General features: G+C 42.7%; 22 protein-coding genes and 1 pseudogene. 9 read left to right on the top strand and 14 right to left on the bottom strand.

Annotated features, from left to right (window positions below; translation table 11 throughout):
* Positions 1-38 precede the first annotated feature (38 nt).
* Genes AC1DVJ_RS24370 through AC1DVJ_RS24360 form a run of 3 tightly spaced genes read right to left on the bottom strand, consistent with a single transcriptional unit; the run spans position 39 to position 2741 of the window.
* Positions 39-1490, bottom strand: a complete 1452-nt coding sequence (locus tag AC1DVJ_RS24370) for a sensor histidine kinase (protein WP_477594220.1) — start codon at positions 1488-1490, stop codon at positions 39-41.
* A complete protein-coding gene (locus AC1DVJ_RS24365; protein WP_477594218.1) occupies positions 1483-2211 on the bottom strand; it encodes a response regulator transcription factor in 729 nt (242 codons plus the stop codon). Before AC1DVJ_RS24365 ends, AC1DVJ_RS24370 begins: the two co-directional genes overlap by 8 nt.
* Complete coding sequence (locus AC1DVJ_RS24360) at positions 2208-2741, bottom strand: DUF309 domain-containing protein (RefSeq protein ID WP_477594216.1); 534 nt, start codon at positions 2739-2741, stop codon at positions 2208-2210. Before AC1DVJ_RS24360 ends, AC1DVJ_RS24365 begins: the two co-directional genes overlap by 4 nt.
* 178 nt (positions 2742-2919) lie before the next feature.
* On the opposite strand from AC1DVJ_RS24360, the gene AC1DVJ_RS24355 reads away from it, so the two are divergent.
* Positions 2920-4842: a glycosyl hydrolase family 18 protein gene (locus tag AC1DVJ_RS24355; protein WP_477594214.1), complete on the top strand. Its 1923-nt coding sequence runs from the start codon at positions 2920-2922 to the stop codon at positions 4840-4842.
* 239 nt (positions 4843-5081) lie between these two features.
* On the opposite strand, the gene AC1DVJ_RS24350 is transcribed toward AC1DVJ_RS24355, so the two are convergent.
* Positions 5082-5303 (bottom strand): double zinc ribbon domain-containing protein, encoded by a 222-nt coding sequence (locus tag AC1DVJ_RS24350; RefSeq protein WP_477594212.1) that lies wholly within the window; start codon positions 5301-5303, stop codon positions 5082-5084.
* 409 nt (positions 5304-5712) lie between these two features.
* Here AC1DVJ_RS24350 and AC1DVJ_RS24345 point away from each other — a divergent pair, with 409 nt between their 5' ends.
* Positions 5713-5871 carry a DUF1540 domain-containing protein gene (locus AC1DVJ_RS24345; protein WP_477594210.1) on the top strand — a complete coding sequence of 53 codons (159 nt, stop codon included), beginning with the start codon at positions 5713-5715 and terminating at the stop codon, positions 5869-5871.
* 187 nt (positions 5872-6058) lie between these two features.
* Here AC1DVJ_RS24345 and AC1DVJ_RS24340 read toward each other — a convergent pair.
* The 6 genes and pseudogenes from AC1DVJ_RS24340 to AC1DVJ_RS24315 all read right to left on the bottom strand — a co-directional run bounded on the left by AC1DVJ_RS24340 (position 6059) and on the right by AC1DVJ_RS24315 (position 14040).
* Positions 6059-8143, bottom strand: a pseudogene (locus AC1DVJ_RS24340) (thioredoxin domain-containing protein).
* A 93-nt stretch (positions 8144-8236) separates the two neighbouring features.
* Positions 8237-9751 (bottom strand): recombinase family protein, encoded by a 1515-nt coding sequence (locus AC1DVJ_RS24335; protein ID WP_477594207.1) that lies wholly within the window; start codon positions 9749-9751, stop codon positions 8237-8239.
* A 282-nt stretch (positions 9752-10033) separates the two neighbouring features.
* Complete coding sequence (locus AC1DVJ_RS24330; RefSeq protein ID WP_477594205.1) at positions 10034-10501, bottom strand: hypothetical protein; 468 nt, start codon at positions 10499-10501, stop codon at positions 10034-10036.
* A gap of 340 nt (positions 10502-10841) precedes the next feature.
* Entirely contained in the window at positions 10842-11180 is a 339-nt protein-coding gene (locus AC1DVJ_RS24325) for a hypothetical protein (RefSeq protein ID WP_477594203.1), read from the bottom strand.
* 353 nt (positions 11181-11533) lie between these two features.
* Positions 11534-13750, bottom strand: coding sequence for a DUF5906 domain-containing protein (locus AC1DVJ_RS24320; RefSeq protein WP_477594201.1), 2217 nt, complete (start codon positions 13748-13750; stop codon positions 11534-11536).
* Positions 13750-14040 (bottom strand): hypothetical protein, encoded by a 291-nt coding sequence (locus AC1DVJ_RS24315; protein WP_477594200.1) that lies wholly within the window; start codon positions 14038-14040, stop codon positions 13750-13752. Before AC1DVJ_RS24315 ends, AC1DVJ_RS24320 begins: the two co-directional genes overlap by 1 nt.
* 1067 nt (positions 14041-15107) lie before the next feature.
* Here AC1DVJ_RS24315 and AC1DVJ_RS24310 point away from each other — a divergent pair.
* Positions 15108-15557, top strand: a complete 450-nt coding sequence (locus AC1DVJ_RS24310; protein WP_477594198.1) for a VOC family protein — start codon at positions 15108-15110, stop codon at positions 15555-15557.
* Between the two features lie 526 nt (positions 15558-16083).
* Here the strand turns inward: AC1DVJ_RS24310 and AC1DVJ_RS24305 are convergent.
* Positions 16084-16575 carry a phage lytic cycle repressor MrpR family protein gene (locus AC1DVJ_RS24305; protein WP_477594196.1) on the bottom strand — a complete coding sequence of 164 codons (492 nt, stop codon included), beginning with the start codon at positions 16573-16575 and terminating at the stop codon, positions 16084-16086.
* A gap of 437 nt (positions 16576-17012) precedes the next feature.
* Between AC1DVJ_RS24305 and AC1DVJ_RS24300 the strand changes: the two genes are divergently transcribed.
* Positions 17013-17555 carry a hypothetical protein gene (locus tag AC1DVJ_RS24300; protein ID WP_477594194.1) on the top strand — a complete coding sequence of 181 codons (543 nt, stop codon included), beginning with the start codon at positions 17013-17015 and terminating at the stop codon, positions 17553-17555.
* 131 nt (positions 17556-17686) lie between these two features.
* Here the strand turns inward: AC1DVJ_RS24300 and AC1DVJ_RS24295 are convergent, their stop codons facing one another.
* Positions 17687-18904 carry an IS110 family RNA-guided transposase gene (locus tag AC1DVJ_RS24295; protein ID WP_477594192.1) on the bottom strand — a complete coding sequence of 406 codons (1218 nt, stop codon included), beginning with the start codon at positions 18902-18904 and terminating at the stop codon, positions 17687-17689.
* A gap of 420 nt (positions 18905-19324) precedes the next feature.
* Here AC1DVJ_RS24295 and AC1DVJ_RS24290 point away from each other — a divergent pair, with 420 nt between their 5' ends.
* The 5 genes from AC1DVJ_RS24290 (at position 19325) to AC1DVJ_RS24270 (ending at position 21410) form a co-directional block, all read left to right on the top strand.
* Positions 19325-19525, top strand: a complete 201-nt coding sequence (locus tag AC1DVJ_RS24290; RefSeq protein WP_477594190.1) for a hypothetical protein — start codon at positions 19325-19327, stop codon at positions 19523-19525.
* Positions 19522-20034, top strand: coding sequence for a hypothetical protein (locus AC1DVJ_RS24285; protein ID WP_477594188.1), 513 nt, complete (start codon positions 19522-19524; stop codon positions 20032-20034). The genes AC1DVJ_RS24290 and AC1DVJ_RS24285 overlap by 4 nt, the downstream gene beginning before the upstream one ends.
* 27 nt (positions 20035-20061) lie before the next feature.
* Entirely contained in the window at positions 20062-20220 is a 159-nt protein-coding gene (locus AC1DVJ_RS24280; protein ID WP_477589823.1) for a glycine zipper domain-containing protein, read from the top strand.
* A gap of 248 nt (positions 20221-20468) precedes the next feature.
* Positions 20469-21032 carry a hypothetical protein gene (locus tag AC1DVJ_RS24275; RefSeq protein ID WP_477594186.1) on the top strand — a complete coding sequence of 188 codons (564 nt, stop codon included), beginning with the start codon at positions 20469-20471 and terminating at the stop codon, positions 21030-21032.
* 69 nt (positions 21033-21101) lie between these two features.
* Positions 21102-21410 carry a hypothetical protein gene (locus AC1DVJ_RS24270; protein WP_477594184.1) on the top strand — a complete coding sequence of 103 codons (309 nt, stop codon included), beginning with the start codon at positions 21102-21104 and terminating at the stop codon, positions 21408-21410.
* A 273-nt stretch (positions 21411-21683) separates the two neighbouring features.
* Here AC1DVJ_RS24270 and AC1DVJ_RS24265 read toward each other — a convergent pair whose 3' ends face one another.
* Complete coding sequence (locus AC1DVJ_RS24265; protein WP_477594182.1) at positions 21684-22058, bottom strand: YolD-like family protein; 375 nt, start codon at positions 22056-22058, stop codon at positions 21684-21686.
* Positions 22055-22798: DinB/UmuC family translesion DNA polymerase (locus tag AC1DVJ_RS24260; RefSeq protein ID WP_477594180.1), on the bottom strand; the 744-nt coding region annotated here is incomplete at its 5' end. The genes AC1DVJ_RS24265 and AC1DVJ_RS24260, both read right to left, overlap by 4 nt.

Here is a 22798-nt window from a genome sequence, read left to right as displayed (position 1 = left end):
TATGAAGTATGAAATAATTGTGACAAAATTGTGAACTCTTACTTATTTCTTGGGAACACGATCCGAAACTCCGTGCCTTCCCCAATCCGGGAGCGGGCCCCAATTGTGCCATTCATCCCCGTAACAAGATGTTTCACGATCGTTAGACCGAGTCCGGTCCCAGAAATACCGTCCGATTGTGACGTTCTAGCCTCATCGGCCTTGTAGAAGCGATCCCAGATCCGAGATAGTTCTGTATCGCTCATCCCAGTCCCTGTATCTCGAATATACAAATGGATTTCCTTCTCATGCTCTTCCAAAGCTAGAGTCAACGTCCCCCCTTCAGGGGTGAATTTCAACGAATTATACATTAAATTATGGATGATTTGAGCGAAGCGATCCGGATCTAATTGCACGAAACAGCCGTCCCCATTCTCCTCTGGCACAATGAGATGCAGAGAAATGTACTTCTCCGCAATAGCAGGCTTCAAGAGCTCAAGCGAGTCCTCCACTAATTCGATGATATCAACAGGACGTAATCGAAATACATCAACCCCATTTTGAATCTGAGCTAGGTCCAAAAGATCCGTTACCAGACGTTGCAAACGTTGCACCTCTTGATCACAAATACGTAAATAATGCGGGTACTTCTCCTGCGGGATAATATGATCATTCATCGCAACGATGAATCCGCGCAACGTCGTAAGCGGCGATCTGAGTTCATGAGAGACATTGGCCAGAAATTCTTGCCTCGTCTCTTCCCACTCCTCCAATTTCTCCACCATAAAGTTAAAACTTCTAGCTAGCTGTCCAACTTCATCCTGTGAAGTGACGGGAACACGCGTCTTGAAATCCCCATGGGCTAGTTCCAATGCAGCCCTATTCATCTGTTGCAGCGGCCCAGCAAGCTTACGGGATACGATGAACAAAATAAAGCCTACCGCTAAGAGAGAGAACAGGAGCGGGAAAATGATGTTCAACCTGACTGCAGAAATGACTTCACGAATATCACCAGCAGGGAAATGAAGTATAATAACCATCGGCTGTGTGTTTAATTGATAAGGAGCGTAGTAAGCGAATAGGTTTCTTGTGCCCTCCGGCGTCTCCAAACTTATCATGCTATGCCCGGTATGCCCATGCAGACCATCTATAAATAAGGGATCCATCTGCTTCGGAATTGCTCTACCCTCACTGTCGGATGAGCCGGTGGTTATGGTCCCTTTCTCATCTACAAGCCAGACTTGCCCATTAATACTTCTAGCAAGAATACGCACCGTAAATTTAAGCTCACGCGTTGAAATCGTGCCATCCTGAACCGAATTCAATAATCGGACAATCTCTACATTCCGTTTCTCCAGAAGCTCGATTTTATCTTTGTAAAAGAGATCCGTAAAATAATAATTCCAAAAAACGAAAAGGCCAATGAAGAAGAGCACACAGGTCGCAAGAAAGGAAAGGAAAATTTTAATATATAGGCTATGGTATTTTCCCTTGACCCAACGCTTAAGCATGCTGAACGACCTCGAACGAATAACCAATGCCCCACAGGGTTTGAATATTCCAGGTCTCATGCTGACCTAACTTCTTTCGAAGGTTTTTCACATGGGCATCCACCGTACGTGTACCACCCGTAAAATCAAAATTCCAAACATACCCGAGCAGATCCTCGCGCGTAAATACACGCCCTGGATTACTCATTAAGAAAAACAACAGTTCGATTTCCTTCGGGGTCAATTCGATTCGATTGCCTCCAACGGTTACCCGATATTGCTCCAAGTCGATCATGATATTGCCTATTTCCAACCATTTGCGAGATGAGCTTTGCGGTTGTGACATATCAGTCGGCAGTTGCAAGGTTCTACGGAGCACAGCCTTAATACGGGCAATGAGCTCATTCGGATCAAAAGGCTTCACTAAATAATCGTCGACCCCTAAATTAAAGCCTCTCAGCTTGTCCAGTGACTCGCCTTTCGCTGTTAGGAAAATAATCGGCGTGTGATTAAAGGGTGCATCCATGACTCGAATTTGCTCACACAGCTCGTAACCGGAAATATCAGGCAGCATGATGTCTAACAGCACCAGACTAGGCCGCTCATTCATGATGGTTTTGAGAACGTCTCCGCCGCGAAACAATTGAATCGCCTCAAAATTCGAGTGCTCCAGATATAGCCTGACAACCTCAGAAATATTCGGTTCATCTTCAACGACTAGAATTTTGCCTTCCGAACTCATCGGCTATCACCTAATTCCTTTCGAATGACTTGTTGTCTGGCTCTCTCTTCAATCACTTCTGACCGATCTCTTCGCGTGTGTTTATGAATAATCATCTCATCTGACATCCGACTTGGCGCTTGCCAGCTCCACCCTTTTTGCTCACATAATTCCAAACACAAGTTCAGAAGCTCCGGATCAGAAATCGGTAAATTCATATCTTCAAATTGATAGTTTTCGCTCTCAATCGCCTGCCAAGCTTGCTTAATTCGTACTTGCAGCTCTTCATCATCCAAGCCTAACGTGCGAACATCCTCAGCTAGTAGGTTTTTCGCTGCACTTTGCAGCATTTTCACAGCCCCGACGTAATTCCCTCTTCGACTATGATACATACCCACGGCAATTTGAATAAGCCCAACATACGTTAATCTTGCAGGATCCTTGGGATGCTCTTTCCAATACTCTTCCATCACTTCATGACATTCAAAATAATCCCGCTCTCCGTGAAAATAACATAAATAATCGGTGTATGCCTCTGGATATTGCGTCATTAGAATTCCCCTCACCTTAAACTCATCACGGTTAAACCATTCTCTCTCATGTTACTAAAAAGTCTGGTCACCGTCCAACTTCACACAATCATCCATGAACTTCCAACAAGTCGAAAGCGCAACCAATCTACCATTTCATACGTCCAATAGAGTAGTTTACTAGAAAGAGGCGGAATGAATGAAAATTGGAAAATGGTTACTTAGCGGTACTTTACTTCTCTCGATGACTGTGCCATCAACAGTTCTTGCAGCAAGTGCTGGTGTCAATGGCGCTGACAAAACGACGAAGTACCGCGTCTACCAGTACAATCAGGTACTCATGGAATTCGCAACTTATGGTCAAGCAGAAGCCTATGCGAAATGGTTTTCGAACAGCCACGTCGAAGAAATCGGTACCCGAACTTGGGTATGGAGTAATCTCCCTCGTTATCAGGTGTATCAGCAAGATGTTACCTTGCCAGAATGGCAATTCACAACGCTTAATGAGGCAATCGCCGAAGCAAAGAAGTGGACGAACGCGAGTGTGCGGGATTTGCAATCCACAGGTTGGGTTTGGAACAATTATGCCCGTTTCCAGCTCTATCAAAATGAAATTACGCAAGATGCATGGAAGTTTAGTAGTCTTACAGATGCCATAACGGAAGCCAAAAAATGGGGAAATGCACATATTATCGATTTGAATTCGAATGGTTGGGTTTGGGATAACATTTCCCCGGCTGTTAAAAATGCAAACAACGCTGGCAGCGTGGTATACAACGTGTATCAAGGAACATTTTCAGCTCCAAATTGGGGATTTGCTTCCTTAGAGGATGCCATTCAAGAAGCTTTGAAGTGGGGAAACTCCACAGTCGTCAATATTAACACCAAAAAAACCATTTACAGCAATCTTAAAGTTTATAAAGTATTTCAAAATGATTCCTTACTTCAGGAATTCACTTCCTTAGATGATGCTATCAGTTATGCCAAGCTATGGGGGCACAGCGCCATTTACCGGGAAGGTCGTAAGATTTGGAACAACTATGCGTCATACCAAGTATTTCAAAGCACCAACCTCATCGGTGAGTTCAAAACCTTACCGGAAGCTTTGTCCTATGGGAAACAATACAGCAATGCATCCATTCAAACCTTGGAGCACCGCATGCTGTGGGATAATTTCAAAAAGCTGCAAGTATGGGGCTGGAACGGCAGCTCTGGCGCGGAGACGATAAAAACACATGTAGCAAATACGATTGGTCTAGACGTAGATTCACCCTCTTATTTTGAGTTGGCGGATGCTGCTGGCAATCTCAAAGATACGTCGAATGCCGACACCGTCAAATGGCTGCAAAAAAGCGGCTATGCCGTATATCCATTAGTTAGCAATCAATTTAGCTCCTCCTTAACAACACAGTTTTTGGCAGACAGTGCTGCTCAGGACAAGTTTATTACGGCTTTGGTGGGCCGCTCCGTACAATTGGGGGTTCCTGGGATCAATGTGGATTTTGAAAGCTTAGCGGGTTCTGATCGCAATGCATTTACAGGGTTTATATCTAAATTAACTGCTGCTGCACATGCGAAAGGGTTAATTATTTCCATTGATCTGCCGCGCGGCAGCGTGAAATGGAATCATCTATCCGCTTTTGATCACGAAAAGCTAGGTGCCATCGTCGATTATATGTGCATCATGGCCTACGATCAGTACTGGCGCGGAAGCACATCTCCTGGCTCAGTTGCAGGTATTCCTTGGGCCGAAGGGGGCATTCAAGAATTCCTTTCTTACGGTATTCCACGAGACAAAATCATTCTAGGCATCCCGTATTATGTACGTGAATGGCAGTTGGATGCTAAAGGCGCATTAGTCGGTAACCGTACGGTACTCATGAAGGACATTCCTGCTTTAATGGCTGCCAAATCGACTACGCAAACGTGGGATAATGAGTTTGGTCAGTATAAACTTGAGTACAAAGAGAATGGCTTCACTTACGTGCTTTGGGTGGAGAATCAAGCTACCGTTACGGCTCGTATGGACTTGGCGAAAAAGTATGATATCGCGGGTGTCGCGGCATGGCGACTAGGGTATGATTCGGCTGATTTGTGGCAGGCTGTGTTGCAGAAGAAGTAGGGTTAGAGGTAGTTCAAGTGTTAGTTGGCCTGTGGCAAGTACAACAGACAGATGCGATTTCTGTGATATGTGCAGTAAAGAGGAATTCTGTGATATGTGCAATTAACAGGAATTCTGTGATATAAGCAATAAACACGATTTCTGTGGTATGTGCAATAAACACGATTTCTGTGGTATGTACAATAAACACCTGGGTTAGGAGGGATCCTTTTCTCAGGTGTTTTTTTGATACACTTGGTTTAGATGAGCCCCCACTGGTTGAAAGTCGTCTCCGTCCCGCAATCCGCGCAGTACTTGGCATCCGCTTTATTGACCTTATAGCAGCCCTTATGCAAAAGGGTTTTCTCTTTTGTGCATTTGTTTTTGAGCGGCGCTCCGCAACGTATGCAGTACCTGGCTTCCTTTTCGGCAACGTACCTGCATCTGACGCAGGTTTGAAGCTCATTCTTGGCTGTTGCCATACGTTCATCCCCTTGAAGTTCGTTGATACGTTACTTCAAGTATATGTTGATAGTTCCTTAGGTGGTGAATGGCATATGGAAATCTTGCTAAGGGAACCTCTAAGCATAGCCCCCCTCGACGCACGCTAACGGACACTATGGACCTTATTAACTCGAATTCACGAGTTTTTAAAATCTAACGGACACAGGCGCCGCTATTCATCAAAATTCAGGTATTTTCCGAGTCTTCATGACTAAATAACGGCTCTAGTGTCCGTTAGATTCTGAGGAGTGACATAACGGCTGAAATAACGTCACACATGTCCGTTAGATGATGGAGAGTCCAACCACTTCAATAAGTATTTTTAACTCTATGTATAAAAAGAGGTCCCTTTCGCCCACCCTATGAGGTAAGGGAGGTGAGAGGGACATGGCAAAAGATGTAATGTGTGAAGTAAATTCCTGCAAATACTGGGCAAATGAGAACAAATGCAACGCAAGCTCGATTTCAATCGTGAGTCACCACGGCAAAAATCAAGCTCGTAATTCAGAAGAAACAGATTGTCAAACATTCGAGTCCAAAGTTTAATTCATCTTTTTTGCAAAGACTGTGTGAAAAGAGGCCTTCGGGGCCTCTTTTTTTGTTTCTACGTCTATTGTAACCAATAATGATAATTATTATCAGTGGTTTCGGCAGAGATTTTCGAGATTTTCGGGATTTTCGGGATTTTAGAGATTTTCGAGATTTTCGGGATTTCGGGATTTTCAAGAAGATATTAAAGTTCTTCAAGATCCTCGATGTCTTGTGTTGGCGCTTGGCACGCAAAGTTCTGGCAGACATACGCCGTAGGACGACCGCCAAGCGGCAGCTTGTCTTGAACCAGCGGAATCAGCTGCCGTACCTCTTCACCTGCCGCCCCCGGCGGGTGAAGAATCAGCAGCGCATTCGGCAGGTACTGCCGCTGCACTGCGCGCAGCATGTGCTGTGTCTCGTGCTTCGCCGGGTCTCCGGCGATCACGATTTCGCTGGCTTCGCCATAAGCGAAATCAAGCGCGGCCAGCGTCAGCGCGTGGCCCGGCGGGTACTTGCTCACAGCTCCGGCGAAAGCCTGGAGCTGCTCGTCGGCTGCCTGCGACAGCTTCGCGTCGTAGGTCAGCCTGGACAGCCGCAGCATATTGAGCGCGGCTGCTCCATTACCCGACGGCATCGCGCCGTCGTAGATCTCTTTGGGGCGGGTGAGCAGCTGCTCGGCATCGCTGCCGTAGAAGTAGAGCCCGCCCTTCTCTTCGTCTCCGAAGAGAAGAAGCATCTCTGCGTTCAGATGTACCGCTTCACGGAGATAGCGCAGCTCGAACGTAGTCTCGTACAGCTCGATCAGGCCCCAGACGAGGAACGCGTAGTCGTCCACGTAGCCCAGGAACGCCGCTTCGCCATCGCGGTAGCGCGCGAGCAAGCGCCCGTCTTCGCGGCGCAGCTCGCGAAGCAGGAAGTCCGCCGCCTTCGTAGCGGCGGCCGCGTACGAAGGCTTGTCCAAGGCACGTGCCGCCTTGGACAGCGCAGCGATCATCAGACCGTTCCATGAGGTCAGAATTTTATCATCCTTGCCCGGATGGATCCGCTTCTCGCGATGCGCGAACAGCTTAACACGGGCAGCTTCCAAACGCTGCTTCAGCGCATCCAGTGGGATCTGCTTCCGCCTCGCAACAGACGCCAGCGTCGTGTTGCGTAGATTCGGGATATTTTTTCCCTCAAAATTCCCCGACTCCGTCAAACCGTAGATCTCGTTATAGAGATCACCCTCTTCAATCCCAAGAACTTCCTCAACTTCGTCCATCGTCCAAACGTAGAACTTGCCTTCCTCGCCTTCCGAATCGGCATCCTCCGCGGAATAGAAACCGCCGCCCTCATCCGTCATATCACGAAGAACATAGGTAATAATTTGCTCAGCAACCTCGGCATATTGCGCTTTACCAGTCACCTGATACGCCTCTATGTACGTCATCACCATAAGAGCGTTATCATACAGCATCTTCTCAAAATGCGGCACTAACCACTCAGCATCAACCGAATATCTGGAAAATCCGAATCCAATGTGGTCATACAAACCCCCACGGTGCATGGCATCAAGCGTTTTTTCAACCATTTCAAGCGCTCGCACATTTCCAGTTCTCTTGTAGTATCTCAATAGAAATGACAAGTTGTGTGAGGTAGGAAACTTCGGAAAAGTGCCAAACCCGCCATTTTTGCCATCAAAACTAGATTCATATAAGCGAAAAGCCTCATGCAGCGTTTCCTCTGACAAAAATCCACCTGTCTGATTCTCGAGCAATCGACTGCTTGTTTCCGTGATCACTTGATCACCCAGCTCGCAAACTCGATCAGGATCTTCCCGCCACTTACCTGCAAGCTGTGCAATGATCTCTACAAATCCTGCTCGGTTATACTTACGGCTGCGCGGAAAATAGGTGCCAGCAAAGAACGGCTTCTTTTCTGGTGTAAGGAACACCGTCAGCGGCCAGCCGCCCTGACCGGTCATCGCCTGGCATACTGCCATGTAGATGTGGTCGATATCTGGGCGCTCTTCTCGGTCAACTTTGATAGAGATGAAATCTTTGTATAGCATATCGGCAATGGCTTGATCTTCGAAGGATTCGTGTGCCATAACATGGCACCAATGACAAGTATTCAGAATAACCAATTAGCTATACCCAATAGATAAAAAAATGGGCTTGTTTTCACTTCTTGCTTTGTCGAAAGCCTCATCTGACCAAGGAAACCATTCAACTGGATTGTATTGATGCTGAAGCAAATAAGGAGACTTTTCCTTGGCTAATCTATTGGGTTTATTTTGAGTTGGCATAAGACCACCTCCTTCTTATTGTTCAATTTTTCCATTCACACAATTTAGCATAACCTAATGGCAAGAGAAAAACCATGACTAATAAGTCCATGGTTACAGGAATTTGACCTTAATGTCTATGTCGCTGCCTTCTCGGCTGTACTCCACTCTGTCGAACAACGCCTTTGCCAATGTGTTCAAGTCTTCTGCCGATGCTTCCCCGCCATTCCACGCTAGTTTAAACGTGTTCAACGATGACAATCGGTCTGTATCGTTCTTCGACGTTTGAAGAACACGGATACTGGACTCAATACTGTTCACATCTTGGATAGCTTGGTCGATCTCTTTAGTGAATTGCTGTTCAAACCGCTCGTACCTGTCTTCATCGATCTTCCCACGCATGAGCCTGTCTTCTGCTCTCTCGAGGGCTTGGCGTAGTTCTGCAATCTCTTGTCGCTTGTTTTTCAATGCTATTTTAAGGGTGGAAGTGTCAGCTTGATCTTGCTTGGGAGTCTGTGATAACAGTTCTTGCTCGTAGCGGTCTAATTCTTGGTTCAAAAAGAAGTATATGTGATCGGCATATATCCCACGATTGCCACAACGGACACCAACAGGGTTAGCGTGTTGGCAAGTTTTGACCATGAGTCTTCCTTTTGACTTCTCAGTGAATTGCAGGGAATACCCACACTTGCTACAGAACAAGATTCCACTAAGAGGACGCTTCTTTTGCTTACGGGCTTCCCGCGGGACTACCCTTTTACGTTCTAGCTTCGCCATTAAGAGTGCGTGTTGTTGTTCGGTCTTCAAAACTTCATGAATACCCTGAACCTTCATCCACTGACTAGGATCTTTGAGGGTGACACCACCAGTCAGGGCTTTCTTCTTAATATGACCACTACCGCTCGTCTTACCATAGATGACATAACCACAATGGACTTCACTGGTCAATATACGGTAAATGCCGTTCTCGCTCCATTGACTACCTGTTGCACTTGGTATGCCTAATTTGTTCAATTCCCATGCTATTTTGTAACAGGGCATTTCGTCTTCTAGGAACCACGATAGCATCCGATTGTAAACAACACGATTATCGTCTTCAACAATAATAGTTTTAGTATTCCTATCGTATCTATACGGATATGGTGGCTTCCCGTTCGTCCATTTCCCCTGCTGTACACCACCGATTTTACCGCGCTGCATACGCTTGACTGCTTGTTTATATTCCTGTCGTCCAATGAGATGTTCCACAGAGGTCAAAAGTTCCTGAAAATCGTCATTGAAGTCGTAGATTCTGTTTGGCGTGATTACCAATGTTTTGGATTCGGCAAAGGCTACCTGTATACGACCAAATTCCAACCAGTTTCCACGGCTTAGACGATCTAGGTCAACAACCATCACAGCGTCATAGCGTCCAAGCTTTACATCATCGAGCATTTGCAACATCTCGTCACGAACGTCGATTGACTGGGAAGAGCCGATCTCCTTGTAAACGTGCAGTATGTTGTATCCACGCTGGCTTGAAATGGATAACAACAGTGACTCGTGTTTGGAAAGTACGTCCTCCAATCCGTCTGACTCGTCGCGTGATTTTCGTAAATAAAGTGCAACATTTTTGATTATTAGTTCCATATCGCGACACCTCTACATGACAAGTTATGGAATTACTATAGCAAAGAGAACGTTTCCAGTCAATAATTGGGCAGGGAATCAAAGTTTGAATTTACGTGATAAAGAAAAAACTGAACCATTACGCGGTACGGTTGTGGACACCTTTTTTAGCAATATCGTTCAATACGTAGCCCGCCCGTTTCAATGCCGTTTGACTCGGTTGATTCACGATCTTAACAGTTATGTTGAGGCTACAGTCAAGGGTGTAACCCTGGGGGAGTCCGAACCAGTTACGTGTGGGATTCATAATGATTTACCCCCTTTCCGACACTTATCACAATGACAACTAAAGAGAACATGCTTAACCGCTTTGTATTGGCTTATCCAATGCTCTTGATCAAAAGGGTAAGTAAAGTGATACCGCTCTTTCAATCCTGCTAACACGCCTGCCCTAAAGTCGAATGGCTCTTGCTGAGTCAGTCTGTGACACTTTACAATCTTCTTGAATTCGGTGTTCAGATCGGATTGACGGTTAAAGTAACAGCAACATTTGCATCCTGCTTTCTTTGCTTCAAATTCTTTGGGCTTGATCAGAATGTCATGACCGTTGTTACACCGTCTATTGATCCTTTTGGAAGTAGAGTGATAAGCACCGATCAATGTGTAACCTGTCTTTTCAAGACGATCGCATAGTTTGTCAACCGCTAGTTTGTACTTTTGATTATTCATGTAAACGGCATTAACCAGATTGATACCTCGATAGTGTTGCATTATTTACTCCTCCCATTTTTTTGGTTTTGTATCCTCATTTATTTCTTCTAACACCTTCCAATCATCGGGTTTATATTCAATCAACCCTGTTTCAAGCTTGTCTAGAAAATATTTACAGTGTAAATGCGTTGTTTCCCATCTAGTCCCCCCCGGGGTTTGGAATCGATTTTTGCCTCTTCCCCCCGCGACCGCACACTGTACTTAGTTCAAAAGAAACTCCCTAAATTGCATTTACGCACTGACGCACCACTGTGGTAACGCGTGTAAAATGGCATGAACTCCCCCCCTTTTCCAGTGACGGATCGGGGGTGTTCAACGTGTTCAGTTATGGACCAGGTTGTTAATTGCAGTACCAAGCGTAGTAGTCAGGGAACCAGATGGGTCTCTTGAAATTCATGTTATACATGAGGATCATTTCGTCAATCACGGGAATTAGACGTTCCTCGGTGATCCCCTGCAAGTAGTCGGTGGTGTCTTTCTCATTCTTCCAAACGTAGACACTAAACTTGGGAACGTGTGACCCACTCATGCAGATTTCAATGTCATCTTTGTCCGTCAGCTTCAACTGAATGCATGAAGCAGTGGCACTTTTGATCTCATATTTCTTGGATAGTTCAGGGAGAATACGTTTCATAATCTTCTTGTTACGAGCGTCGATCTTGTTAGATGTCAGTTTCATTGTACAGTCTCCTTTGTATTTGTTTTGATTTGCACACCCGTAGGTAGTTACTTATTTCTTGTGTCAGAATTGAAATCTTGTGTCAGGCTTGTGTCAGTCGAAAAACGCTGAAAACCGCGTGGGAGTAGGCTTGTGTCAATGTGTCAGCAAAATCGCTCAGTTAGCCACTACTATATATAGCGTGTATATATAGAGACAGTAATTTATAACATGTATAGTAATTTCTTTAAATATTTCTGACACATTGACACAAAAACGCTGAAAGCCTTGGTACGACTGGGTTTTTCTTGTGTCAGGCTTGTGTCAAAATTGAATTTCTGTGTCAAATTCTGACACAAGATTTTCCCCAGTGATTACCCAGTATTGCGAATGAACCGTTTCACAGCGTTGTCAGCCTCTTTGCCGGTCTTGAAATCATGCAGCCGCTTCCGCTCCTTCTTGAGGTTGAAACGCTTCATCAGCTCATTTTCAAGTCTCTGCCTTGAGTACATGTAACGGCGATCCTCTCCTCGATCAGTGTTCCAGTTAACATAACGCTTATATATATCGTTGCAGGACTCATAATCGATGACATCGTAGCAACCGTCCTCTTTAGCAGCCAGCGTCTTGTCATATCCACTTTCAGCCAACCAATCGCCCAGTTTATCATTGTTCATTACGAACTCTTCCTTCTGTTCCACCCGTTTCTCATTCGGTGATGGCTCTCCCTTGTTTAACATCAGGCGATACATTCCATCGATTGCTAACCTGAGAAGATATTCCTTCGCACTGTCCTCTTTTGCCAGATTCTCGGCAACCGTGTCAGCCAACTTATTAGGGTCGAGAGTGAAGTTGAAATCGAATGGGATGATCTCAAGTCTTCTGTTAACCTGATTACCTTCCTCACGAATATTCGGGAAGAAGTTACTTGCCCACACCTGGACACATTCTATCTTAGCTGTGAACGCACCCTTGCCCTTGAACTCAATCGACTGTACTCCACCTGTGATGAGACTCTTAATCTTGTCAAACTCAGGAATAGCAGCCGTCCCGATTTCGTCAATGAGGTTAACTCGCTTGCCATACAATTCAGCAACCTTGAACTGACTCTTGGCAACATCATGCGGTGATAATCCACCTATGAACTTCTGGCTGACCAACTGCATGATCATATGCAGGAAAAACGATTTCCCATTATGGGCCGTACGTCCGAACAAGAACCATGCATATCTTGGTAACAATTCGGGGGATACAACTGATCCCAGGATTTCTTCCAGATTTGTCCTCGTTGGTTCATGGTAGTTTGAGATCTTGTCCAAAGTCTCGTTAATGAATTCTGAATATGCGTTCTCATCGTAGTTAACGTCAATTTTATAATCGAGGTATACATCTGGTGTGAAGTCTCTAAGCCCCTTTTCATTTACGTCCCACAAACCGTTCTTGACTGGGATATGAGTCTGATGCCACTCGGCGACCTTCTTTGAAGTCTCGTAGATCGACTGGGCAACCTCGCGCACCTGATGAATGGTCAATGTCTCGTCCAGATTGCGAATAGTCTCATTCAAAAGCCTGTGGTTTGCGTCCATCTTGTAATAACCCTCGTCAGCATCGTAGTAGTACATGATGCCCGATTCGTCACCATAGCGTATCACATGAAAGTTCTGCCTGATGAACCTTGCCATAATATGATGCTTGAACACTGGGAAACCCTTCTGTGACATTTGCCACCATTGACCCTCCTGAACATCACCTGTCCGTTCCAGTTGTTTCTGTGTCCACTCGTCCAAGTGAACCTGTCTTGCTTCGACATACTCGTCCTTGAAAACACTATCCAGTACGGCATTGATCTCTTCCTCTCCCCAGTCATCACCTTCTTTGATCACCATGAGGTACTTGCCGATGATGTGAGCAGCGATGGACACTTGTTCCTTGGATTGCCCCTGACTTGCCATCTTTGAACACCAACGGAACAGGAAGTCATTACGTCCACTCTCAATTGGATAGTTTGGTAGCGCCTTATCTGAGCCGTCTGACGGGGTTGTCCACAGTGGTGTCAACCAATCAGGGAATGTGTCAATTTCGTCCTCGATGGATTCAAAGTATCGTCCGTCAGTGTTCGGAGTTGGTAACACAATGTAGCCCTTACCGTGCGTCCGTGTGTCAACCGATATACCCAGTAGGTTATACTGTCCTGCCACCTGTTTCACATCGAACTCAGGGACATTGAACACGAACTGGCGACCATTTGGAGTAACGATACGGTGACACTTGACGTTCATTTCTTGCAAGATCGTGTCAATCAATTCTGGTGCGTTCTGACGGTGTGTGCGATCTACGTCCAAGATCATTAGTCCCTCCGGAATCTTGAAACCGAGCCAACCGTTATTGACTTCATTAACCCAAACCTCGGTTATCTTTTGAGAGCGACCTGTGTAATTTGTTTTATTCCATCCTGCTTGGCTTGGAATCGGCTCTTTTGCTTTCTTATAGATTTCGTCAGCCTTGTGCCCTTCATTCTGTTTCGAGTGTCCTTTCAAATGGAATAGAATGGCGTTTGGCGATACATTGTTGATTAGCTCATACCAGTGCATTACTTACCATCCTCTTTCAGAACATTTTTTTCGTTTTCCAGTTCGTCTGCTTCCAGTTCGTTTATAAACTCTGTCAAGTCTTCACCAACCATTTCTATGAAGTCCAGTGCTTCAGAATCGGAGATACTGTACTTTATGGACAGGATTTGTTCATCAAAATGGTTGTGAACGATGTCCCATAGCCAGTCAGCATATTCACGCTTTAGTTCAATTTCTTGCCACAGATCACCAAATGCTTGGATACCGTGTCCTTCAAAGTAGGTGAATGCTTGCTCATGTGTACGTGTCATGATAAATCGCTCCTTTTTAGTTGGTTGGTTACTTACATTGTGATTACTTGCATTTCAATTCCGTGTACAACTTGTTGACCAATACTTCCAATTAGTTTGTCATCGAGCGGTCATCGGCTTGAGCCAGTACTTTCAACTTCACTCTCGTTTCTTCGTTCATGCGTACCATTTCATTTTCCCTCCTTCGTTATCGTTTCGTTTACATTTGACTTACACAGATGTAATCACAGCGAAACTAGAATTTTCACACATTTTCACAATTTCCCGGAAAATATGTCGAAAGAAACGGTTCGATTTTCACAAAGTCATTTGCAACTTCATTTGTTTCACCACCTTGTTGCTCACTTGTCTTACATGGGACTAATCACAGTGAGACTAGATTTTTCACAACAATGGGTGAAAACTTTTTCAATAACTTGTTGCGTTTGTACCTTACGTGAGATATGTCGTGGTGAGAATAGACTTTTCACAACAAAGAGCGAATCTTTTACAAAAACTTGTTGCCTTTGTTTCTTATATGGAGTTAATCGTAGCGAAACTGAATATTTCACAACAAGGGGCGAAACTTTTTCAATAACTTCGTGTTAATAGAATCTCAATGATTGATGCAACTCTCTTACACTTGTATAAGGACCAGAAATCACAAATGGGTATGAAAAAAAGACAATCTCCGTTTTAGAGACTGCCTTTTGACGACTGCTTTTCTTCTATTATATGCTTCTAGCCCAACTGTCTATATCGTATCTCAAGGATTGGCTCGTCATCTGTTCGATCATTGTCACCCCTGTCGATCAGCTTCTTGACAATGTTGTTTCTCTTCACTGTGTCCTTATCATAGGATACCTGAGAGTACATCGGCTTGTTCATCCATTTGTTCAATGACGTACTGCTTGATCACTTGCACCTTATTGCCACGTTGTTTACAGCGCGGTTTATTGGGATATTAAGCTACCTGGCAGGATAGCGCAACAACTGGCTTTAGAAGAGAATAGCAGCAACTTTACAAATTCATTCAACTATGGATACACTGAGAAGAAAAACCTATCATTCGCGGAGGAGTTATTCACGTGTATAATCGCTCAGTTCCTATGGACACTTTACTTCCCCACGTGTTTTACGAGGATGTCGCCGCAGCATCAGCATGGCTTGGGAAAACATTTGGTTTTGTAGAACACTACAACTTCAAGCTACCCGATGGGAGGCTCCATGGGTCATTGCTTCATCTAAGAGATGTTTGGATCATGCTCAAAAGTCCTAGTGGATCGGCAACCAGTCCTTCTAAACTCGGCGGGCTTACGCAGATTCTCATGATTTTCGTCGAGGACATCGAATCGCATTATCAGATTGCCAAGAAGGCTAATGCATGCATCCTAGAAGAGTTAAATATAACGGAATACGGTGAACAACAGTATGTAGCGGTCGATCTCGAAGGTCATCAATGGATCTTCGCGAAGCACATCCGAGATGTTAATCCAGAGGAATGGGGGGGCAGAGCTTGCCACTCCCTAAAAGAATGACAATTCTGACTAAATCATTTGAATGTCCTATTTTAATACAAAATCAATTAATAGGCGTTAATTAACAGTTCGTTGACTAACGAAGAACTTTAGTTGAATAAAGGACCCTTACTGAAGAAGCCTATTATTCAGCTTGCGGGCTGTATGAAAAGGCTTTTACTGGTGTGATAATTTTTAATGTTGAATGAATATGGGGTTATATTACTTGAGAATTATTCAACTTTTTACAGCGGAATTGAAAGCGGAACGATTATCCCATAKAAACGAAACGATGCTATTGCGTTCGTAATAAAACGATTCGTTTTCGTCTAGATAGTCTTCACCCATTCCATGTACGCTGAAACAATCGTTGGGATAGTACATCAAGGTCCATTGCCCCCCGCGTTTTCGGTCAGCGAATACGAAGTAGTGTTTTTTATCTAATTGGTCCCAATGAGCAATGGAGGAAAAGTTGTCCAAAATCAAGTCAATGTCCATYTTCTTTCTTATTTGCATAGCACATCACCTTTTTTTAGTTTWTTGAACCTTAAGCGTAAGCCGGTTCTTYAAGTTTAAGTTTTACTGTTGATAATTGAGGTAATTCATCGAAKGCATACAATTCTGCTAATCTGTTAAGTCTCATATAAACGGCTCTCTTAATAACGGAATCTATCTCGATGATCATACTTTTATTAGCTACGTAATCTTGCAAACTCACCTTAATGAGATAATCGCTGTTTCTTAAAGTGACTGTACGTTGACAAGTTTGGTTATATCCAGTATTCAAAATGTATTTAGACTGCTTTACGGCACTTTGAAAAAGTTCAACACATCTCTCTGAAATTACCATTTCCCTCTGTTTTCCATAACAGTCTTTAATTGTAAGTATATGATTTTTTAGATTAAGGGAATCTTGTTTTAAACCTACAAGTTCGCTAATGTCAACGCCTTCTATTAATAAACTTATGATGATTGCATCTTGTGGGTTAACGCATTGGCTTTCGATGAATTTCAGTTTATCTAATGTTAAGTTTCTCATTAATGTAAGTTATCCTCCTCAGTGTTGGTAATATTTATTACGACTTGTTATATTTTATAACACGTGTCTTTTTTAAAACAGAGCATAAAATAAACAAATAGGTATATGTTTTAACTGAATCTCAAAAAATGATTATTGCTATTTGGATTTTTTTTGGTTAGTTCACAATTAATCTTTTGGTTAATAAAAGAACTTAATTATAATTGAATTATTAAATCGTAATATCAAAGAAAATTCCTTCTTCAAAAAAGCCAATATTCTTTATTGGCTTTACTCCTTTTTGCTTTATTCGGTATAATTTATCGAGGAAATCTAAGAAATGAGATAGAGAATATTGATGAGCCGCAGTTTTGTCTGTATATGAAAGAAATCATTCCGCTAACGAAAAACGTTAGTTCAATGAAAGAGCAATTTTATATTAAAGGGGAATGTTCATTTTGTGGAAGCAACATACATTCAAAAAGATAAAACTCGATTCAGCTATCGTTGATGAAATTATTCAATTACTTAGCTACACTCATGTTAACGGTGGGGTAATACTCTCATGCTTTCAGGTAAACAACAACGATGTATTCGACTCATTACCGATGATTGATAATGAATTTACAGGCTATTTTGAGAATCTTTTGTCTTCTTACGATATTGTTTCTGCACTACCACAATTGAGGATAGTCGCCCCTTTTCATAAAGATGTAGTATTCAATAGGGGCAATCCTTTTACATTTGACGGTGAAATTGCTTCTAGACTTTGTTTTGGTGGTGCATATAGAAGCTTTGAAGGAAGTCCAAGAGAAGCTAAGAAAATTGCGTCTGAGTTGGGTAACATTATTTTTGAAGATAGATACAAAGAATCATTTGTTTTTACAAGTAACAGTGCATGGAGTGACTGGTTCTTTAATATTGCTTGGAAATCTACATGGATTATTTTTGATGAGCATAAGAGTAGATTATGGCTGATTTGTCTAACGGATACTGACTAGATAAAACATGGATTTCATTCAACTACCATGAAAATTAAAAGTCTGGCAGTCGAAGAAAATGAACAGCACTAAAGAAGACGCTGCCCATTCATTTTTAAAAAGTGTAGCGCCAAGGATATAAGGGGCGTAGATCAGGAGACTTCCGAAATCGTAACATTGTAGCCTAAAGTTTCAAGCCTTCGAACCGAATTCCGTACAATTGCTCCAAGTTTTTGCTTATCAAAATAATCCTCACCTAGATCAACATACATTTCTTTTCGTGTAAGTAGATAATAAGCGATTCTTAGCATGGCATGGGCCACTACAATAGCAGCTCTTTTCCTACCTTTTCGTGCTAAAGTTCTCCTATACATAGCACCAAGATAGTTTTTAGAGGAACCTACGGAATGTGCCGCCTCTGTTAGGGCAGATTTCAAATATTTGTTTCCTTTCTTACCTTTAGAAGACTTCCTTTTGCCTGCGCTCTCATTATGTCCGGGTACAACTGCTGCCCAAGAACACAAGTGAGCCGCACTTGGAAATTGCTCTTTAATGTTTGTTCCAATTTCAGCTAAGATTTGTTCAGCCATTCGAGTGGCAATTCCAGGGATAGAATCTAATCGATCTATGTCTTCTTGATCTGAAATAACTCTCTGGGCAACTTCTTGATCTAACATCTCAATTTGTTCTGAAAGGAAATCAATGTGACCTAAAATGGTTTTAAGCATCGAGCGTTGATGAGAATTAACGTAACCTCGAAGAGCGAGTTCGAGTTCATCTTTTTTCTTTTTCATAGATCGTCGAGCGAGGCCTGCTAGTTTTTCAGGATCTTCTTCGCCGTTTGCAATAGCGTTAAGCATGTCCTTAGATGAGACTCCCATAATATCTGAAACCACAGAACCAAGCTTGATGTTTGCTCCTTCTAACACTTTTTGAATCCGATTATGTTGTCTAGCTCGTTCTTCAATAATGCTTCGGCGATACCGAACTAGTTCCCGCAGTTCCCTTTGGTTACGGTTCGGAATGAAGCTCGCCGTTAGCAGCCCATGACGAAGGAGTTGGGCAATCCATTCCGCATCTTTCACATCCGTTTTACGTCCTGGGAGAGATTTCATATGTTGAGCATTTACAACTAAAAATTTAATGTCTTCAGCCTCTAATAGGTTCACTATTGGCTTCCAGAAGACACCTGTACTCTCCATCGCTACGTGAGTACAGCCATGTTTTTTAATCCAGTCAATTAACTGGAGTAGAAATACGGTTTTAGTAGAGAACGTTTGAATCTCCTTTCCTTCGGGTGTCATTGTACATGCAGTAATGGAATCTTTATGAACATCCATGCCACATGCGCGCTCAATGAGTATATCCATTGAAATTGTCCTTTCTCCGGCTTTGAATTGGGGGCTGGTGCAACAACCAAAATAGGATTAATCTACCATGAGTGCTTCCCGAAGGAGCGACATTCTGTGATGCACCGTGGTCGGTGGAGTCAGACTAACGGATGGGCTCTAACGCACCATAGTTGATCGACCTTCCTCACCCAGCCGTAGTAGAAGTATTGACGGATTTTATCCATTTTCATCTTCTGTGGTGCAGCGCTGATCTTGCGCTGCATGAAAGGCTAACGGGCAGTTTAGTTCAAGAAGGAACTTTCCAAAAGAAGGTTATGGAACCRAAATCTAATATAAAAGAGGAATGAAATGGAGTTAGATATTTTAATTAGTAACCTTTAAAATAAAGGTGTGAAGTTGGTAGTTGAGCCGGTGAGATAGATGAAAGGAGATGAAAGAATGACAATTATTCAAGTTAATTTTGACGTACCTGATGAAATTTATATGAAGATTTTAACTGGAGAGTATATAAGAACTGGAGGCGTTCTACGTCATAATACAGGTAGACACAAAGGGCAATTTGTAGACTTTCTTGAAGAAGTCAACTTGAATGAAGATAAAATATGGAGTATGGGAGCACGGGTTTTAAATTTTCCATGAATAATACAGCTCTTATTATAGCAGGGTTTGAAATAGCAAAAGCTATTGGCACTGGAATTAAAAGTAGGGCAAAGAAAAATCAAGAGCCTTCAATGAAAAATCGAGAGCCTTATGAGGTTGTAAAATTTAGAGAGGATCTAAAGGTCTACCTAAACGCTGTGCGCAAGGGTGCTCTTACAATGGAGATAATTACAGATGTGATGGCACGTTTGGGTGACCTGAAAATGCATTCTGATTCTGAAAAAATCAGCATTGTACTTTCAACGGACGAGTTGGATGTGCTTGTGAATCTAATGTTTGAGTATACAAAAAAACTTGCAGCAGACAATGCGATTAAACTAACCAGTCTAGAGAAAGAAACACCTTCGCAATCTGAGAATGCAATCATTAAACTGCAGCGTAATCTTGAAGCACAAAAGCGCATTTTTGAACTGGCTTCTTTAGATTATAGCAAGAGTGAGCAAGCCATCTTATGCAACAAATATGAAACAGTGACGTTTTTGGAATGAAGTAAAGAAATGGAGTGATTTATTGAAATGAAAGGTGTCGGAATCGGTGTTTTCATAAGCGTTGGAACTGCATTAGGTGTCGCGTTTGGAGCAGCATTTGATAATGTAGGTCTTGGAATTGTTTTCGGAATTTTAGTCGGATTAGTAATCGGGTTGTTTAGAAATAGCAAAAATAAAGACCAATGATTAAATCATGCCATTCACCTAACTTTATTTAATTAATTGAGATATTCGAGTTTATCGTTTTATTGAATAAAGGTTCAATGGGTGAAGTTATTGTTCAACTAATGGGACACGATAGTGGAACAGCAGCGGTTGCTTCGGCAGCCGTTTTTGTTTGTTACGCTAACGGGCAGTTTAGCGCAACATTAGTTTGTTTTTAGCGTCCTAATATAAGAAGAAAATAACGTCGTACCAATGAAGGAGAAATGTTTATGAAAAAAGTGATTCTTTTGTTGGTTTCGAGTTTATTCCTTTTATTTTCTGGTTGTACAGATAACGGATACAAATCAATTGAGGAAGCCATGCAAAGTGAAGGAATACAAAATAAACAGATTTATCATAAAGAAGAAGTGAAAGATAGCATCATTTTAATCTATGAAAATCCTAATGGAGGCGTAGATGCTGGAATTGTTTATAAGGTTGGGAACAAATATAAATGGGGCTTTGGAGGAGGCGTATCGTCCCCTTCTACCGAAATGGATGTTGCTTGGAATTGGGTTAACCTTGATTCCAATGCAAAGGATGAAGATAAGCAATATCAGTTTTATATTGGCATAGTAAAGGGACAGTCGATTACCAGACTTCATATCGAACATATAGGCTCAAGCAAAAATATTGATAAAGATGCTGAAATAGTCGAACTAAGTGATGGGACTAAACTATGGTTTGCATTGCAAAATAAATACAGTAAAGTTCAACCTGGATTTATCTTGAATGGTTTTGATAAAGATGGTAAGAACATGTTTCATTATGAAGCTGAGCAATCCATTCATTGAACTACGGGCAGATTAGCATAGTTTCAGAATTTTTGGGCATAAGTACAATGTAAACATTGGAGACAAAGTATGTTGCTGGAGTTGATAGTTATCATTCTTAAAGATGGACTAATGTTTATAGCCTTCTTTTTATTGTATAGGTTAATAACATTCATTGGAGGTCGGTTTATCAAGCCAATTAGAACCTGCTCATTATGGGTTTCGCTTGTATTAATTGCGGTTGTTTTGGTAACGGTTATTGGAGGAAGCTGGGCTATAGGCGTTGACCATGAAAATCTATTTACTCTATTTGTTGCAGCGGTTTTGTTAAGCTTTATTGATATTTTATTCCCCGTTAAGCAAAGGATTCCAAATAAAGACGATTCCAACCATTTGTAATCCCTTCGGATACCTTCGGATACGCATCGCTAAACTAACGGGAAACGATAATTGAGGATCTTGCTCTATGGCAGATCTTCTTTTGTTCACTAGAGCACCCTTAGTAATATTTCTATTACCTCTGCCAAAAGAAAAAAGCCCTTGGGATGCTTTCCCTTGGACATGTTCACCAATGCTTAAAAATTAACCATTAAAAGTAAACAATTCTTTTTTCGTAACACGAGAGCTTTCGAAGTTTAATGAGGTGGGATTATTAAATAAACTTTCTAAAGATTAATCTATTTCATACTCGCTCCACTTTAGGCATAGCTCTGCCCTCAATACATCTTGATATCTAATCCAATCCCAATCCTCTACCCCACTAAACGGATCAACAATGTCCAAACGAAATTCACTTTGCTTGCTACGTGAGACTATACCTGAAACTGTTCGTGACTGGTACTTGTCGTAAATAGTGAGTTGAACAGTCCTTTTGTAAATTTGGGATTGGCTAATTGTAGCAGAAATGAAATGGATTTCTTGCTCATCGAGCGCTTGTCGCTGAATACATTGCTTTGCTTTCTGACCTCTGATTGCGGATTCTTTATGTTGAGGAAGCATCATTCGACTTGATTCCCATAGACCATTCATTTCTAGTTTTTTGCTCATCTATAATGCCCCCCAATTTTACCGGCCCTGTCCGTAGCTAATCCTGCTTTCATAAGACTCGAAGCACGTATGATTGCTGTATTTCCAAAACGGTCTTTAATGCCATCCAACACACGATCAAGTTCGCGCAGTTTCGTCACATCTTCAAACAGATCAAGTTGAGTAACTTCTTCCTCTGCAAGAGTTCCCAAAGTAACGCCTACCTTTCGCACGGGCAATCCGTTCCAATTACGACGAAATATTTCGCGCACCGAGTCGTAAACTTTCAAGGTATGATTCGTACTCATTGGCATCTTACGCTGTTGACTGAAACCTGTTGGAGAGTCATAAGGCGAACACATACAGAAAACATGGACTGTCCCGCTTGTAAACCCCTTCGACCTAGCATCGCGGCACACCTCTTCCGTTAACTCCAACAGTATTACGTCAACCTCTTCAACCGTCACATAATCGCGAGGGAGCGTCATAGCGTGGCCGATAGATTTTGGTGCGATATCAAAAGTTCCAGGCGTAACTGGACTATCGTCTAATCCGTTTGCCGTTCTCCACATAACTTCCGCTTGAATATCCGATTGTTTTCCGAACCGTGCTCGGAATTTCTGTTTAAGTGTCGCTAATGGGGTTTTAGCCACATGCCCTATCGTAGTCATACCAAGTGCGACAAAGTGCCGCGTCATTCGAGAGCCAACTCCGTACATTTTATCGATAGTTAACGGCCACAGGAATCGCTCAACATCATC

The sequence above is a fragment of the Paenibacillus sp. P4_A9 genome, from assembly GCF_056402415.1.
Note: the sequence above shows the minus strand (reverse complement) of the source record. Positions and strands in the feature narration are given on the sequence as shown.

Bases quoted from the DNA above. Each gene is read 5' to 3' on its own strand.
- AC1DVJ_RS24345 (WP_477594210.1), top strand. From the start codon at position 5,713: ATGGCAAAAGATGTAATGTGTGAAGTAAATTCCTGCAAATACTGGGCA.
- AC1DVJ_RS24360 (WP_477594216.1), bottom strand. From the start codon at position 2,741: ATGACGCAATATCCAGAGGCATACACCGATTATTTATGTTATTTTCAC.
- AC1DVJ_RS24370 (WP_477594220.1), bottom strand. From the start codon at position 1,490: ATGCTTAAGCGTTGGGTCAAGGGAAAATACCATAGCCTATATATTAAA.
- AC1DVJ_RS24290 (WP_477594190.1), top strand. From the start codon at position 19,325: ATGACAATTATTCAAGTTAATTTTGACGTACCTGATGAAATTTATATG.
- AC1DVJ_RS24350 (WP_477594212.1), bottom strand. From the start codon at position 5,303: ATGGCAACAGCCAAGAATGAGCTTCAAACCTGCGTCAGATGCAGGTAC.
- AC1DVJ_RS24365 (WP_477594218.1), bottom strand. From the start codon at position 2,211: ATGAGTTCGGAAGGCAAAATTCTAGTCGTTGAAGATGAACCGAATATT.
- AC1DVJ_RS24320 (WP_477594201.1), bottom strand. From the start codon at position 13,750: ATGCACTGGTATGAGCTAATCAACAATGTATCGCCAAACGCCATTCTA.
- AC1DVJ_RS24335 (WP_477594207.1), bottom strand. From the start codon at position 9,751: ATGGAACTAATAATCAAAAATGTTGCACTTTATTTACGAAAATCACGC.
- AC1DVJ_RS24315 (WP_477594200.1), bottom strand. From the start codon at position 14,040: ATGACACGTACACATGAGCAAGCATTCACCTACTTTGAAGGACACGGT.
- AC1DVJ_RS24325 (WP_477594203.1), bottom strand. From the start codon at position 11,180: ATGAAACTGACATCTAACAAGATCGACGCTCGTAACAAGAAGATTATG.
- AC1DVJ_RS24355 (WP_477594214.1), top strand. From the start codon at position 2,920: ATGAAAATTGGAAAATGGTTACTTAGCGGTACTTTACTTCTCTCGATG.
- AC1DVJ_RS24270 (WP_477594184.1), top strand. From the start codon at position 21,102: ATGTTGCTGGAGTTGATAGTTATCATTCTTAAAGATGGACTAATGTTT.
- AC1DVJ_RS24295 (WP_477594192.1), bottom strand. From the start codon at position 18,904: ATGGATATACTCATTGAGCGCGCATGTGGCATGGATGTTCATAAAGAT.
- AC1DVJ_RS24280 (WP_477589823.1), top strand. From the start codon at position 20,062: ATGAAAGGTGTCGGAATCGGTGTTTTCATAAGCGTTGGAACTGCATTA.
- AC1DVJ_RS24285 (WP_477594188.1), top strand. From the start codon at position 19,522: ATGAATAATACAGCTCTTATTATAGCAGGGTTTGAAATAGCAAAAGCT.
- AC1DVJ_RS24275 (WP_477594186.1), top strand. From the start codon at position 20,469: ATGAAAAAAGTGATTCTTTTGTTGGTTTCGAGTTTATTCCTTTTATTT.
- AC1DVJ_RS24330 (WP_477594205.1), bottom strand. From the start codon at position 10,501: ATGCAACACTATCGAGGTATCAATCTGGTTAATGCCGTTTACATGAAT.
- AC1DVJ_RS24265 (WP_477594182.1), bottom strand. From the start codon at position 22,058: ATGAGCAAAAAACTAGAAATGAATGGTCTATGGGAATCAAGTCGAATG.